Origin of the sequence: Granulicella mallensis MP5ACTX8, assembly GCF_000178955.2 — a bacterium.
GTDB classification, from domain to species: domain Bacteria; phylum Acidobacteriota; class Terriglobia; order Terriglobales; family Acidobacteriaceae; genus Granulicella; species Granulicella mallensis.
In genome coordinates this window covers 2,962,963-2,977,808 of sequence record NC_016631.1, presented here as the reverse complement: position 1 = coordinate 2,977,808, position 14,846 = coordinate 2,962,963, and the positions used below count along the sequence as shown (strand labels likewise).

Annotated in this window: 11 protein-coding genes; 3 read left to right on the top strand and 8 right to left on the bottom strand. The window is 55.7% G+C overall.

Annotated features, from left to right (window positions below):
• Positions 1–158 precede the first annotated feature (158 nt).
• Positions 159–1,658 carry an RICIN domain-containing protein gene (locus ACIX8_RS12215; protein ID WP_014265649.1) on the bottom strand — a complete coding sequence of 500 codons (1,500 nt, stop codon included), beginning with the start codon at positions 1,656–1,658 and terminating at the stop codon, positions 159–161.
• Positions 1,659–2,157: 499 nt separating this feature from the next.
• Here ACIX8_RS12215 and ACIX8_RS25950 point away from each other — a divergent pair, with 499 nt between their 5' ends.
• A complete protein-coding gene (locus ACIX8_RS25950) occupies positions 2,158–2,316 on the top strand; it encodes a hypothetical protein (RefSeq protein WP_190273773.1) in 159 nt (52 codons plus the stop codon).
• 262 nt (positions 2,317–2,578) lie between these two features.
• Here the strand turns inward: ACIX8_RS25950 and xrtJ are convergent, their stop codons facing one another.
• The 6 genes from xrtJ to ACIX8_RS12185 form a co-directional block, all read right to left on the bottom strand.
• Positions 2,579–4,231, bottom strand: a complete 1,653-nt coding sequence (gene xrtJ, locus ACIX8_RS12210; protein WP_014265648.1) for an exosortase J — start codon at positions 4,229–4,231, stop codon at positions 2,579–2,581.
• 158 nt (positions 4,232–4,389) lie between these two features.
• Positions 4,390–4,581 carry a PExPT-CTERM protein gene (locus ACIX8_RS12205; RefSeq protein ID WP_014265647.1) on the bottom strand — a complete coding sequence of 64 codons (192 nt, stop codon included), beginning with the start codon at positions 4,579–4,581 and terminating at the stop codon, positions 4,390–4,392.
• Between the two features lie 94 nt (positions 4,582–4,675).
• Positions 4,676–6,571 carry an NHL repeat-containing protein gene (locus ACIX8_RS12200; protein WP_014265646.1) on the bottom strand — a complete coding sequence of 632 codons (1,896 nt, stop codon included), beginning with the start codon at positions 6,569–6,571 and terminating at the stop codon, positions 4,676–4,678.
• 731 nt (positions 6,572–7,302) lie between these two features.
• Positions 7,303–8,118: a TIGR03435 family protein gene (locus ACIX8_RS12195; RefSeq protein ID WP_014265645.1), complete on the bottom strand. Its 816-nt coding sequence runs from the start codon at positions 8,116–8,118 to the stop codon at positions 7,303–7,305.
• A gap of 296 nt (positions 8,119–8,414) precedes the next feature.
• Complete coding sequence (locus ACIX8_RS12190; RefSeq protein ID WP_014265644.1) at positions 8,415–8,837, bottom strand: BrxA/BrxB family bacilliredoxin; 423 nt, start codon at positions 8,835–8,837, stop codon at positions 8,415–8,417.
• A gap of 144 nt (positions 8,838–8,981) precedes the next feature.
• Positions 8,982–9,899, bottom strand: a complete 918-nt coding sequence (locus tag ACIX8_RS12185; protein WP_014265643.1) for an aspartyl protease family protein — start codon at positions 9,897–9,899, stop codon at positions 8,982–8,984.
• Between the two features lie 280 nt (positions 9,900–10,179).
• Here ACIX8_RS12185 and ACIX8_RS24565 point away from each other — a divergent pair, with 280 nt between their 5' ends.
• Complete coding sequence (locus tag ACIX8_RS24565; RefSeq protein WP_014265642.1) at positions 10,180–13,242, top strand: RICIN domain-containing protein; 3,063 nt, start codon at positions 10,180–10,182, stop codon at positions 13,240–13,242.
• Between the two features lie 124 nt (positions 13,243–13,366).
• Positions 13,367–14,557, top strand: coding sequence for a glycosyltransferase (locus tag ACIX8_RS12175; RefSeq protein ID WP_014265641.1), 1,191 nt, complete (start codon positions 13,367–13,369; stop codon positions 14,555–14,557).
• Here ACIX8_RS12175 and thiS read toward each other — a convergent pair.
• Positions 14,543–14,776: a sulfur carrier protein ThiS gene (gene thiS, locus ACIX8_RS12170; protein ID WP_014265640.1), complete on the bottom strand. Its 234-nt coding sequence runs from the start codon at positions 14,774–14,776 to the stop codon at positions 14,543–14,545. The two genes, ACIX8_RS12175 and thiS, sit on opposite strands and share 15 nt — an antisense overlap.
• Positions 14,777–14,846 lie beyond the last annotated feature (70 nt).

Genomic DNA, 14,846 nt, shown 5'->3' with positions numbered 1-14,846 from the left:
TTCGACAGAACACGAGCCTTGGCTATCTGCTCTCGACTATGAACCGTCAGCCGGGCATTCTGGTGGTTGTCCATTCGATCTCCTCCGAGATTACTGATTCGACGCAGAACCAGCTTCTAGCAGTCAGATCGAATGGACAACCTATTGATACTTCACAGCTAGAACGTCCTAAAGATCGAGGAGAATTCGTAGCTGGATTGGCTTACGCCGCTGCAAGTGTCCTCGTCTACCGTCGAGCCGGGGCAACCGCCGTTGTCGCGATTGAGCTCCCAGAAGGACAGTAGCGTGACGTATTTGTTCGTTTCTGCCCAGTTCAACATCGTGGTGGCATTGGCAAGGGTGAAAGAGTTCGGAGGGGTATCGTCACTTGTTCCGGGCAAAAAGGTGAGTCCAACCGTCGAGGTTAACCCAGCGGATTGAATTTGTGACTTCAACGCGGCAGCACCCTCTTCGGATAGTTGCGGCTGATTCTCGTTTGTTCCACCGAAATCCATGGCCATACCATTGACAATATTGAGATTAAGGCCGGCTGCTTTGGCGTCGGTGATGTCCGTGAGGCCGCCACCGGTGCCGGGATCAAGTCCGCCTGGACCGAGCGGAAGCGTGTAGGAGATGATCAGCCCCGGATTAGCCGCCTGCAGGGCAGCCAACGCCTGAGCACGTCTGACCGACTGACCGGAAGTTTCGGAGTATTCGATGTCAAAGTCGAGCCAATTGACATGGTACTTGGTGATCAGCGACTGATAAACAGCCTGAGTCGCCGCCGCTGTGCTGCAATGTGCGGCAGCCTCCTGGCCGCCTGCGCCGCCTTGTGACAGGGCGACGGTTACACCAGCAGCCTGCAAATTGGCAATCGCAGTGCCCATGCTGGTGCTGCCCACCGTGTCATTGGGCAACGGCCCACTTGCGCCAGGCCAGATCAAGTTGCAGCCATTGTTGCTTGGATCCAGGAAAGCCAGTATGACCGCCTTCGCTCCAGAAGCCGATACGATGCCCGGAATTTGATTGGCATCGCCCAAGTCGCCCACATATTCGAACGGCGCGAAGAGGTTCGTGGCAGTACCGGTGCCGGTGCCCGTGCCCGACGAAGGTATGACGAGTTTGAACGCCTGCGCAGCTGTTCCATTGCAGGTGTAGATCTCCAGTTGCACACCGTTTGCGGTTGAGGCGCTCGGCGTGTCCAGGCAGAGACCGCTGCCTTGGCCTACGAACTTATAGTAGCCACCGCCCAGCGACACGGCCTCCCATTCTTCGTTAGGATTTCCAGCATAGGTCCACGTCTGGATGAGGCTGCCATTGGTGGTTCCGTTGCCGGTTACATTCCAGGCTTCGGCCGGAGCGTTGACGTTGGTGACGTAGTAGTAACCACTGGCGGTCCCGTTATGAAACTCCCACTGTTGGTTGGGTTGGGTACTGCTGGTGCCTTCACCGCAAGCCCACTGCTGCACGGCGGTTCCATTCGCCGTGCCCGAAGCGGTGTCGTCCACGCAGGAACCGCTGTTCTCATTGACGATGTTGTAGGGGGTGCCGGTGGTCAAGGTGCTTTGCGCGTGAAGTAATGTGAGCGGCGTTAGGAAAACGATCGCGAGGAAGAGAGAACACCGAAGGATGGAGTGCTTTTGACCGACCAGCTTAGCGAAGTTGCAGGTGCGTGACATGTTGCCTCCTTTTGCTGTAGGTGGATGTGCGTTGTGGTGGACAGGGAAGAGAGGGGTATTCGAGCGCACAACTCTCTATAGCCCGAGTCAAGAAGAGTTCGGGGCCTGGTTTTTGGGTTCGGGTTTAAATAGAGATCATCTCCCCGATCGTGCGGGAGTGGGCCTCAACTGACGGTACTTCGGTTGAGACCTGGGAAGACGAGTGAGATATGCATCTTTGTTGCTCCTTCGAGTGTGGAGTCAAGATTGCTAAACGTACACAAGAGACATTCAGCGCGCAGAGATCTCGCACGTCAGACTAGTTTTCAGGTCTTTTCGCTAGAAGATCCTACGCATTGTGTCTAGTAAGCCCGAACACTAACAGGTGAAGAATCCCTGTGTCAATAAAATTTACTTCTAGTAAATCGATTGTCTAAATATTACTTACGTTTAATATGTAAGTCAGAACGTTAGCCTTGCGTTCAATTGCATGGTGCGCCCACCAACAGTCACTTGAGAGATGCTCGTTCCTGCTCCGGCAAAAGATCGTGATGTCGCGGTTCCGACGGTCCTCTTTATCGGGCTGGGGGCATTGGTTGTCTTGCTCGCTCCGTGGCGCGACCTGGGTCTCATCCCGATTTTGATTGACCTCGCGCAGCAAAAACAGGGCGGGGAATGAGAGGATTGACAGTGTTTCTTGTGCTTCTGGAGGCGCGATTCAATGCCTCCGATCCGCACTTTCAAAAGAAGTCTTGCACAAGTAAGGGAAGTCTCAGAAAATTGCGGGCAGGGGAACATGGACAAAACCATTCGCAGAGTTACAAACCCGAAGCAACAATAGGCTGAGACTTATCGTTATTGGCAGAGCAGGCCTGTGATCCCCATTACCTCGCATTAGACTTTTCCCGATTCTAATAGAACATAAGAAAGCAATATCGGGGTCAGGTTCGGGACCCAAGTGACATCAGAAGAGGCAAAATATCGAGGTGTTCCATGAAAACTCGCGAATCAGATTCGAATTGAGTTCGTAGGTTGGACGATTGGGTCGGGTCACTATCCGGCCAATCTCCACGGAGAAAAATTGGCAAACGCTTGCCGGAAGAGACAAACAAAAGATCTCGCACCCCGGTAGCGCTAAAGAATGCACCTTGCTTGCCGGAGCCAATTACATGGGCCACACAGCCACCGGCGGAACAGATAGCCTCTGCGTTGTACTGTCGGCTGATACCGTCGTCGTAGAAGGTGCTTGCGAAGTCAATCGGTATTGACTGGAGCGCGGTCGCATCGAAAGATCCAGTCCAGTCAGGCCGTAATCCCTGAGTTGCTTTGCTGTGGGCAACAAGGTGGTCGGCGGATGCGACCCAAAGACCTAATGTAAGATGAGTGGCCGCGGATGTCGTCGCATTCGTCGCTTCATACTCACCCAGCCCAAGTACGATCATGCCTGTACTATCGTGTTCTGAGTAAGTACGGATCAGTCGATATGGCCCTACTGTCGTCGGAAATGCCGCGAGTATCTCCGACTCTTTGGGACGCATAGAGGGCGCAACTTTGAGCGAGCGGCTCGCTGGCAAAATGAACGCCATTACGAGCGCGACAAAGCAGGCGATCTGGACTACCGTGGCTTGGCGGCTGTTGGAAGTAGTCGGGACATGGGTTGCGACCGTGGATTTTTCCCGTACATCGTGAATTTCGAAACGCGGCTCGAGCGAACGGATAAGCAGTCCGAGACCAAGCGTCGTTATCAAGAAGAGACTGCAACCAATGAGGTAGTCGATCTCGACACCATATCGCTGGATGGAGGGGACCTCGAGTCCAAGCTTGTAATAGAGAACGAGCACACAGAGTCGGAGCAGGTTGAGTCCATAGCCCAGAAGACCTGCAGCCAATGTGATGAGACCAAGATTGCGAGGGCGCAGGCGTCGGCTGTAGCCAAAGATCAGTACTAAGTACGCGAGAGTAATCGAGCCTCGAACCCCATTGCAGCCAGGCACGATCAGCATGCCAAAATCCGGCGCAAACATCATGCGAAGCTGAGCACCAGTCGGGTTGAGCCCGATCAGATGGGAAAATGCGCGCGCCGTCAAAGCCGAAAGCTCCTGCAACGGTAGATCTACCGCAGAATTAAAGAATTGCGGTACTGGATCGATGAAAAACAGTAGGCAAAGGGGCGCTATCCCGACACGTAAGAGACGGACCCCGCCAAAAAGCACCGTAACTCCGGCTCCATAGAGGAACAATACTGCGCCGGGATGCAACAGGCCAATCCGTTCAGATTGAAAAAAGATGACTAAATTCGATACGCTTATCACGTGGGCGAGAAGAATGGATAGCCCCACAAGCAGTATTCCCCACAAGCTTCCATCGAGATTCCAACCGAGCCGTCGCCAAGCAGCCACCACGCCGATCAGACTGACGAAGGGGAATAATGCTCCGATCGAACGGAGCGGGTCGGTCGCCCAAAGATGTCCAATGATTAGCCACAGAGGAAGCAACGACACACTACCAATGGTTACCAGTACCGCGATGCCATAAGCGGACATTCCATCACGACTGCCCCACGTGTAAGTGCTGCGTGCGATCACTGGTGGCATGGGGTCATCAGTGGCTCGAGAATCAGAAGCATGATCTGGCTTCAACTGATTTAAAATTAGTTTGTGAATAGTACCCTCGCAACTCGACCTCACTCTGCAACTAGAGTTAGTCAACTGTCGAGATCACCTGCGTCCAATTGAGCCGCCAGCCTCAGATATCAGCAGCTGCGCTTGCGGCGAACAAGTTTCATCAGCACTGAAGAACCGTAGAACATGCCGACCGAGCCGACCAACATCAGGACATAAGTCGGAGCCTCCGGTGAGTCGGAGCAGCCTCCCTGTGCATATGCAGATGTAGCGGCGAGTAGAAGCGATAGAGCTGCAAGAAAGCGGAATTGTATGGCATTCATTAATTGGCTCCTGTGAATTCATATAGTTGCGCGGCTATGGTCGACGAAAGGACAGAGGTTCTTGTGAAAGCAGACTGTGATGCTGGAGCCACCGTTAGGGACGGGTACCCAGTGTACCGTTGTTGGCGGCGAGGGCAAGCGGTGTCACCACGGGGGCTGCCATGCCGATAATTTCCCCCACTTGGTTCCCGGTAGAGCTTGAGAACCAGATATTGCCGGACCCGTCGATCGCCAGACCGCTAAGAACTGCGACAATTCCTCTCGTTCCGCCCCCACCCACCGCTGGAACTGACTGGAATTCGCAAATGCCGGCGGCCGTATACTCGGAGATCGTGGTGAAACCCATGGTGAAGACGTTGCCATCACCATCCACTGCAATTCCGGACGCGTTTCCGGCTCCACAAGTGAACGGGCTACCAGCGACGGCTGTGCCGGCGCTGTTCAATTCAACAATGTTGGTGTTGTTCCTGTTGGCAAACCACGCGTTGCTGCTTTTGTCCAGGGCAACAGAACCCGGTTGATTGAGTCCTGAGCCTCCGGTGCTCACCGCGACGCCCGCGCTGGTAAACTTCGAGTACGTATTACCTAAGAAGTTCGCGACCCACACATTTTGACTATCATCCACTGCGACTGCGTAAGGATGGTTCAGTCCATTTCCCGAGAGGGTGGCAGTGTAAGCGCTTGTGGTCACCTCAGAGATTTCGTTCAAATTGGTGTCTGCAATCCAGAGATGGGAGCTGCCCGCTGCGATCCCTTCTGTATCCGTCATTGCAGTGTTACAGGGTGCACCAGAGATTATTGAACCATTGTTATTAAGTGAGGTAAGACAACTGTTGCCTTGCGTGATCGCATTGAGAGAGCCGTTGCCACCAAGAGTGATGAAAGTTGTCCCCACCGAGAGCGAAGAGTCTGTCCAGCCATTGGGAAGGGGGGATTTGACAACGCCAAGATTCGAAAATTCGCCAATGCCAGCCGTACTCTGACTCTGCGATGCTATCCAGATATTGTTGTTGGCATCAATCGCTATGCCCCCTGGGCCATCTGGGCCCTTGATTCCACCGCCGGTGTAAAGAACCTCGAGAGCGAAGCTTGTGGGCGCGGTGGAGAGATTGGGGGAGAACTGAGGCGTGGTCGGCTGAAGAGGGTATACGGTCGCGACGGGGACGCCACCGATGTGCCGGGCCATGTAGACCAGCGCCTGCAGCGTATTCGTCGTGGCCGTGCTGCCGCCCGTGGCCCCAAAGTACGTGGAGCATGTGGCAGACCCGACGGCGGAGTTGATACAGGCCGCATCGATATTGGCAATCGTATGAATGGTCGCCTGCGGAACAGTTCCGTTGCCGTTAGGTGTGGTCGTGTTCGCCAATCCCTGACCGCTGCCGCCCGATATAGCGTAAAGGTTTCCGGCGGTGGCGAAGGCCTGCGCTACTCCGAGCTGCCCTGCGGTAGTCTGCGGCCATGCACTATTAAGTGCGCTGCCGGTATACCAGGGCCCGGCTACATAAGCGAACGCCACGGTCGAGACCTCATCGATGAACACGTAAGTGTAGGTACCGCCAATGTTTATTCCGAGAGTAGGGCAGGGTCCTAACGCGGCAGCCTGGAGCACCGCGGGGTGGTTGGTCGTCCCCTTGGGTCCGTCTATCGGATCGCCCCCGGCGGCCTCGATCCACAATTGACCGCCCGGATTGCACGTCAATGTCGTCGCAAAATTGAAGGCTCCATTAGCATCGGTGAGCGCAAGTGCTTGGCCTACCACCACGCTACCATTGGTCACCGTTCCGGGGGCACCGTTGGTGTTCGTCTCGTACATCGTGACGGTAGATCCCACGATAGGCTGCTGTCCACCATGGATGGCCCCACTCATCTCTGTTGGAGTATCGGTGCTGGGGGTGCTGGGCTGAAAGGAGCCCATGCTGCACCCGGTGAGGCCTGCGCTGAAGCCAAAAAGAAGTACGAAACAAAAAGGAGCGGATTGAAGATGCTTCATTGCGGAATCCTCCTGAGATGTTGAACTATCTGTGCAGCTTGTTGGAACTCGATGTGCACATTTCTATAGCTTTTCCCGGTTACTTCCTGGTAGGCGGAGCAAGTAGGAGCCGTAGCCATAGCCGACAATCCTGATTGATCATGGATGCAATGTCGGAAGTTCAAACTAACATCGGAAGAGAAGCATTCCTCATCGTTTGATGTCACGCCCACCATAGCGTTGGCGCATCGTCGAACGACATCGCCCACTCATTTTCACTTCGCATGAGAAAGAGGATTTACAACCCAATTTGATGCGACGAATAGCCAGAAGGATGTTCGTCAGCATTGGGAAATGCGCACGGTTAGGCAAAGTCGATCGAAAAGTCGCCCTGAAAGCGAACCATACCGTGCAAAGATTCGGACCTTGCTCTCGGAGCGTGCTGCGTCTGTTTCAGGTTCACGGCAGCGGCTGGTCAGCCAATTAGAGTCTCGGAATGTTCCGCTTGGAGCAAATCGAGCGCGCCATCGTTAGTAGAGTAACGCGCAGAAAGCATATCTATGTCTGATAACGGATATTCTGTATAGTGACACTGTAAGCGCAAAGTTGAAGTGTCGGTTTCTGCAAAGCAAATCAGTCACTGCCCTCTCTACAGTCCATCTAAGTGATTGACGCGTACCGGACCATAGACCGTTGCGAGCATCCCACGATAATCGCGCTGTATGGACTGAACCTAGCAGCGTCAATATCAATCAATCGAAATGTGGAAGCTCCGCCGCGAGAACTTCAAGAGCTGGTGCGTCAGCTTTTCCAGGCCTCAATTTCAACCCTAGTTGATCTTGGAGAGCCGTGAAGAGGCCGGGGTAAACAGCTTGTTCGGGAACTCCGGCACCACGGTCCGGAGTCCAGCTGAGGTCGAAATCATAGGTTCCGACGAGGCTGGTTTGGTTGATAACCATTCGATCGCCGACCTCTCGCATTCGTGTCAAGCTCTGAGCCATGTCGTCCATTGAAGTCGCGACTGCAACCATGTGTCCGTTGCGGATTGATAAGCTGCGAGGCTTTGCCAAATCCGGAACGAGCCGTGTATGAGTGCTACTGACCACCAGTCCGAATATGGGTAGTTTTTTCTCAACAGATTTGACTCTAAGGTTGAAGCGTTCCGAAAGGAGAGTCTGCAGCATCATTTGGATTTCAGCCTCCTCATCCCGATCGGCACCCGCTGCATGAAAGGATGTTGCCTGTTCCTCGTCTATTATGGCCAATATGTCGAAGCGTTGTTTGTCTAGCCACTCAGGCCCTCCCAGGATCTGTGCGGCGCTCCTCAGGTTGAATGCTGCCTTGATCAGTTGACGAAGAGAATAGCCCTTGATGGTGACGCGGTTACCTTCACTGTCCCAATCCTCGTTCGTGGAATCCGGCCGAGTTGGTCTCACCGTAGCTACCTCGAACGCCAGCGGTTTAGCCTTTGACCCGCTCGACAGATTTTGCGCGAAACATGGGCCAATGCAACTCAGCAGAATGACTCCCGCTCTGAGACGTTGAGAACACTTCTGGCTGCGTTTCATGGATGCCTTTCAAACCTAATAATCGAGCCGCATGCATCGGGCTGATGTCCTGGCCGAGTTAGAGCACTTCTGTCGACCCGCGTCGATCACTCTTTGTTTGGCGCGATGTCGTTTGTGGACTGGATGCGATGGGGATATCTTCACACGGATCATCATCTCAGGCAGTTCAGGCGTTGATCGATACGCTGCCCCAAAAGGATGAGATGGCAGAGGGAGCTTTCTTCCCTGCTGCCATCACCGAAAACGGGCTTTCACGTCATGTGCTGATTCTTAGGATGAAGTGAAAGAACAGCCCTTTACAGGACTTCACTGAATGCGCTGGTCAGATCATTTGCCAGACCATTCGCATCCCGGCCTTCTATCCGATGTTTGGGAACGAAATAGACAAGTTCGCCATCTTTGAATAATGCAATGGATGGAGACGAAGGTGGTATATCCGGGAAATAACCTCTGGCCCTTGCTGTGGCCTCAAGGTCCTGACCGGCGAAGACACTCACCCACCTATCAGGTGTTTTTCCATTCCCGTTTGCCTTTGCCTGACGCAGTGCCGGCCTCGCCGTTCCTGCCGCACAGCCGCATACGGAGTTGATAAACAGAAGAGCCGAGCCCGTCTGGTTATTGAAAAAATTATCTACATCCTGAGAGGTCAATAATTCCTGAACGTCAACTTCGGTGACTTCGTCGCGAAAGGGTTTGACAAGCAATGGGCTGTAGGGCATCTAATTTCTCCTTAGTGTTAGATCAACTATCCAAGCCAGTGCCTGAGCAGAACGCTCAGTGTTCGAGTATCCGAACTCCGATCAATCTAATCCTCCCCTGACGAAGCGAAGATCAAAACCTCGTGAACAAAACAGCTCCATACCCTAAGGTTTTGGGGCTTCCGTCGGCAGAATCCAGTCACGTGATTCCGTTGGGTCAAAGACCACGGTGAGCATTCGCAGGATGGGCAGACCGATGTTAGGACGTCCGCCCTCCATGAAGCGGATCTGGGGTTGGTCCAACTTCACATCCCCAAGCCGGACGGAACCTTTCAATCGGGCTTGATAGATCGGCTGCTTGCCTGCTGCCGATACGGCGAACCCGATCTGTACTGGAGCCCCATCCAAAGGCAGCTTATCTTTATAAATCATGGGCAGAATGATGGGCGCATCATTGCCGGTGTCCAGGATCGCCGTTACCTTGATCTCCCCAAAATCAAGCACCGCAGACGGAAGACTGTCATCGTGCGTTCCCAGATAGGCGAAGGGTTTGCCGCTTGGAATCGTCTCGGGGGTCTTCTCCTGAAGGACCAGTCTGCTTTTGAGGCCTTCCATGCGCACAAGATGGTTGGGAAAGCTGTTCGGCCCAAAGATGCCGACCTCGTCGGTATTGTCATACGCGAGAGCTGTCGCCCTCGCATCGGCGATGGGAACTCCGCCAAGGCTTGCGCCCTTGATGAAGGTGTCGAAACCGGGTACAGGCTTCCCTGTGCTGCCATCGATCGAAGGAGAGGGTCCTGCTTTGGGAAGCTGCAGAGACGTGGCCAGCTTGAGATCGATCAGGTTGCCGTTCGTGCCCGTATCAAACACAACAGGCACGGGAGGATGATCGCCGATACGCAACATCAGGAGCGCGCGCTTCGACGACATATACAGAGGGATCATTACTTTGGGTGCGGCCTTTGGAGCCTGAGTTGTTGCTGTTGCAGGTGCCTCAACCGAGGCTGGCGCAGGAGTGCTTTGGGCTGCAAGCGGAAGGCTGAGAACAGAGAGAAACAACAAAACAGGATTTGCAAGAGGCATACGCCATCCTATAGTGAACCCCTCGCGGATAGCCGAAGATTGCCTATGGCTATTCGCAACGGGCCTTCCTCTAAGAGAGGGGTCTCAATCCCCTGCCGCCAGAGTTAGCCAAACTTTCGAAGTAGAAACACGCGAAAAATTGTTGACAACCTTGGTTTAGCCGAATATTGTTTCTTACGAAACCTTCCTTACTAAGATGCTGTCTCAGGAGCACATCCTGCTTCGCGCACTATGACACTGATTTCCCTCGCCCAAGCTGAGTTGATCGGAGTTGAATCTGATGAGAAATCGCATATTCGAAGCTACTATCGTGGGCAAGTTATTCCTTTGCCTGACCTTCGTGGGGCTCCTGGCCCTGGGCACCTCGGCCTTCGCACAGAACAGCACGATCTTTGGCCCCAACGTCTACGTTTTTACTCCCAGCAATTCGATCTCGTCGATCAACTCTACGCTCGCTACCCTGGCCGGTAACGGGCAGTTCAGCACCAACCGTTATGCGGTGCTGTTCGCGCCGGGCACCTATACCGGAGTCGAATCCGAGGTGGGGTTCTATGAGTCCATTGCCGGCCTCGGCCAGACGCCAAGCGCCGTCAACCTCAGCCAGGGCTACCTGGAATCCAACGAACTCATCAACGGCAATGACACGCAGACCTTCTGGCGTTCGATGGAGAATCTGGAGATGACCACGCCGGGATCAGGCACGCTGCAATGGGGCGTTTCGCAGGGAGCGTCCATCCGGCGCATGCTGATCAATAACCCGGTAGAGCTGACGGACTCGGGCTGCAACTACTCGAGCGGCGGATTCATCGCCAACACCAAGATCACCGGCCAACTCAACTCCTGTTCCCAGCAGCAGTGGTATACGCGCAACAGCTCTCTCGGGAGCTGGACGGGCGGCAGTTGGAACATGGTCTTTTCGGGAGTCTCCGGCGCGCCCGCGCAAAGCAACCCCTTTGGCGGCGGCGGAAGTTCGCATACTGTTCTGGCGACCACTCCTGTCAGCCGCGAGAAGCCCTTCCTTTATATGGATAGCAGCAGCAACTATTGGGTCTTCGCACCGACGTATGGGACGAACACGTCAGGCATCACCTGGGGCAGCGGTGGTGTAGGCAGCGGAGAAGCCGGTACTTCCCTTTCGATCAGCACCTTTCTGATCGCCACCCCTTCCACGTCGCTAGCCACGATCAACACTGCGCTGTCCTCCGGCAAAAATCTCATCCTGACCCCAGGCATCTACAAGTACAGCGGGGCCATCAATGTCACGAACGCGAACACCGTAGTGCTCGGACTCGGCTACGCTGATCTTGTTCCGCAGTCTGGAACGCCCGCGCTCACGGTAGCCGACGTGGACGGAGTGCAGCTTGCCGGATTTCTCATCGATGCGGGCCCCGTCAACTCCTCGGTGCTTCTGCAGGTGGGAGTCAAGGGAGCGCCGCGCGTCAACCATGCAACCAATCCGACCACGATCAGCGATGTGCACTTCCGTGTTGGCGGAGCCACCCTGGGAACCTGCAGCGAAGCCACGGAGATCGACAGCGACAACGTGATTATCGACAACATGTGGAGCTGGCGCGCCGACCACGGAAACGGTGGGACTGTTGGCTGGGCTCTCAATGTCTGCAATAACGGATTGGTCGTAAACGGGGACAATGTACTCGCCACCGGTCTGGCTGTGGAGCACTACGAAAAAGAGCAGGTCGTCTGGAACGGCGAAGGTGGTGAAACCATCTTCTACCAGAGCGAGATGCCCTACGACGTTCCCAGTGAGGGTGCGTGGATGAACGGCAGCGTGGACGGTTATGCGTCCTACAACGTCGCGCCGACGGTCGCCAACCATGTGGCCTACGGCCTGGGTGTTTACTCTGTCTTCGATCAGGGGGTGAACATCATTGCGAACAGCGGGATAGCCGCACCCGTCGCCAAAGGAGTCACCTTCCACGACATGGTGTCGGTGACGCTCTCCGGCGGTCAGATCAACTACACGATCGCCTCCAACAATGCCACGGTCGATAACGGCGGCACGACGGCTGGGGCCAATAGCTATGTGACCTCCTGGGGAGGCACGAGCGGTAATTGCGGCGGTGTACCGGGAACCCCAGGGACACCCTCCGGAGCAGGAACTTCGGGCAGCACGATCAACGTGAGCTGGAGCGCCAGCTCTGAGGGGTCGAACTGCACGTTGAGCTATAACCTGTTCCGCAGCACGGCCGCCGGGTTCACGCCTTCGACGAGCAATATGATCGCTTCGGACCTGACCGCGCCGTCGTTCATCGATTCAGGTCTGGCTGCAACGACAACCTACTACTACGTCGTGCAAGCGGTGAATGCGGCCGGCACATCTGCCAATTCTGCGCAAGGAAACGGGACGACCATTACCGGCAGCGGTGGTGGCACAACCGAAGAACCCTACGGCGGAACTCCCGCAGTCATCCCTGGAACCGTATTGGCCGAAAACTACGACACGGGCGGCCCGGGAGTTGGCTACAGCGTCGCGACCGTCAATGGATCGGATAACGGCTATCGATCCGACGGCGTCGATCTGGAGACCACCTCGGCTGGTGGCGGCGGTAATGATATCGGCTGGACAGCCACGGGACAGTGGTTCCGCTATACGGTGAACGTGGCCACAGCGGGGACCTACAACGTCACCTTCACGGTTGCCTCTCCAAACGCAGTGACCGATGGGCTCCACCTGTCGAACGCCTCGGGAGCAAACCTGACCGGGTCGGTCAATATTCCGGCGACCGGCGGCTATCAAACCTGGGCAACCGTGACGGCCAGCGTCACCCTGCCCGCAGGTCAACAAGTCCTGACGTGGAACCAGGACAACGGCGGCTACAACCTCTACTCTGTAGCCTTTGCCTCCAGTGGCTCAGGTGGCGGATCTACATTGACCACCGGCGTCTTTTACAACCTCGTCAATGAGAACAGCGGTTCCTGCATCGACGACACCGGTTCGGGTACGGCGAATGGAACTGCCGTTCAGCAGTGGGCTTGCGGTGGAGGCACCAACAGCACCCAACCCAACCAGCAGTGGGAGTTCCTGAACGGGACCGCCAGTGGCTATTATTACGTCGCCAACGCCAATGCTCCAACCGAAACCTGGAACGTAACCGGCAGCGGTACCACCAGTGGCAGTCTCCTGCAGACGTGGACCTATGCAGGAAATCCCAACGAAGAATGGGAAGCTGTGCCGTTGGGCAATGGCTACTACAACTTTGTGGGCCAAGGCAGCGGTCTCTGCCTGGATACTCCGAGTGCCTCAACCGCAAACGGTGTGCAACTGGATATCTACACCTGCAATGGAACGGCAGCCCAGGCATGGAAGCTTGTGTTGCCATAGTCGTTCACAGCAGGGGGACTCGATGAGTTCCCCCTCTGCTTCCAGTCATCAAAGGCAATCAAGCATGGCACGATCAAGGGTTTACGCAGCTTTGTTATCCTAAAGCTGCAGCCCAACACTCTTCATGCGAGTAGCCCAGGCCGTCTTCGGCGTCTTCCATCACTTCGAACTGGCCCGTGAACTCGAGCGGCGTGGACACCTCGAAAGAGTCTATTCAACCTGGCCGTGGTCCAGGCTGAAACGCGAATGCCTGTCTCGCGACAAGGTCAAGACCTTTCCCTGGCTGCATCTTCCTCAGCTCGCGCTACAGCGCAGCCCGTTCGATCTGCCAGCCCTCGATGACCATTTGGGGTACGCCAACGCGCTGACCTTCGACCTCTGGACCGACCTTCAGTTCCTGCGTGACCTGCGCCGTGGCAAACCTTCTCCCGATGTCCTGATCGCCATCTCCGGAGCCGGTCTACTGACTGGCAGACATCTGCAGGAACGCGGTGGACTCTTCGTGTGCGACCGCGGCTCCACGCACCAGCGATATCAGGAGAACATCGTCGCCGAGGAGTATCGCCGCTGGGGTGTCGAGCGGCAGGTCTCCGATGAGCGCGATACCGTGCGCGAGGAGGCGATCTACGCCCAGGCCGATGCCATCACGGTTCCGTCCAGCGTTGCGGCCCGTTCTTTTGTGGAGATGGGCGTGCCGGCTTCGAAGGTGCATACGATTCCCTATGGTGTTCGCCTCGAAAACTTCCACCCTACCGGCGAACCGGCACAGGACGAATTCCAGGTACTCTTTGCAGGGGCTGCGGGACTGCGTAAAGGAGTTCCCTACCTGCTACAGGCGTTTGCAGCGCTGCGCCATCCGCACAAACGGCTGCTGATCGCAGGCCAGGTGCAGGAAGATCTGCGCACCGTCCTGCCCAACTGCCCGCAGGAGAATGTCGAATTTCTAGGAGCCATTCCGCAGTCACGGCTTGCGGAGTTGATGAGCACCAGCCACGCTCTTGTACTACCCAGCATTGAGGAAGGTCTGGCCCTGGTACAGGCTCAGGCATTGGCTTGCGGGTGCCCGGTCATCTGTTCAACCAATACCGGAGGGGAAGACCTCTTCAGCGATGGTGTTGAAGGATTTATTGTCGCGATCAGAGATCCTGAAGCCATTACCGCAAGACTCCAGCAATTGGCCGACGATCCCCTGCTGCAAGCGAAGATGCGAGCGGCGGCTCTGGCTCGTGTTCACGCTATCGGAGGCTGGACCGAGTACGGAGACCGCTGGGAGCGGCTTCTACAGAATCTGCTGGCAAAGTCAGCTCGAAGCTGACGAGCCGCCGCCGACAAAATGGACGACCTCCAGCCGGTCGCCGGACTGCACCGCAGTTTCGCTCCACTGCGTCCGGGGTACGATCTCCCCGTTTCGTTCCACTGCAATCCGGTCGGCCTTCATGCCAAGTTCCAGGAGCACCTGGTCGAGCGTTGAGGGAACGGGTTCGGGAAAGCTGCGGGTTTGTCCATTGATTTGAAGCGTCATGTCAGTCAGCATTGCTAACAACAATCCTACCTTTTCTGAGGATCTGCTCACACTTCAGCCTGGCTCGTTTCGCTGTGAACAA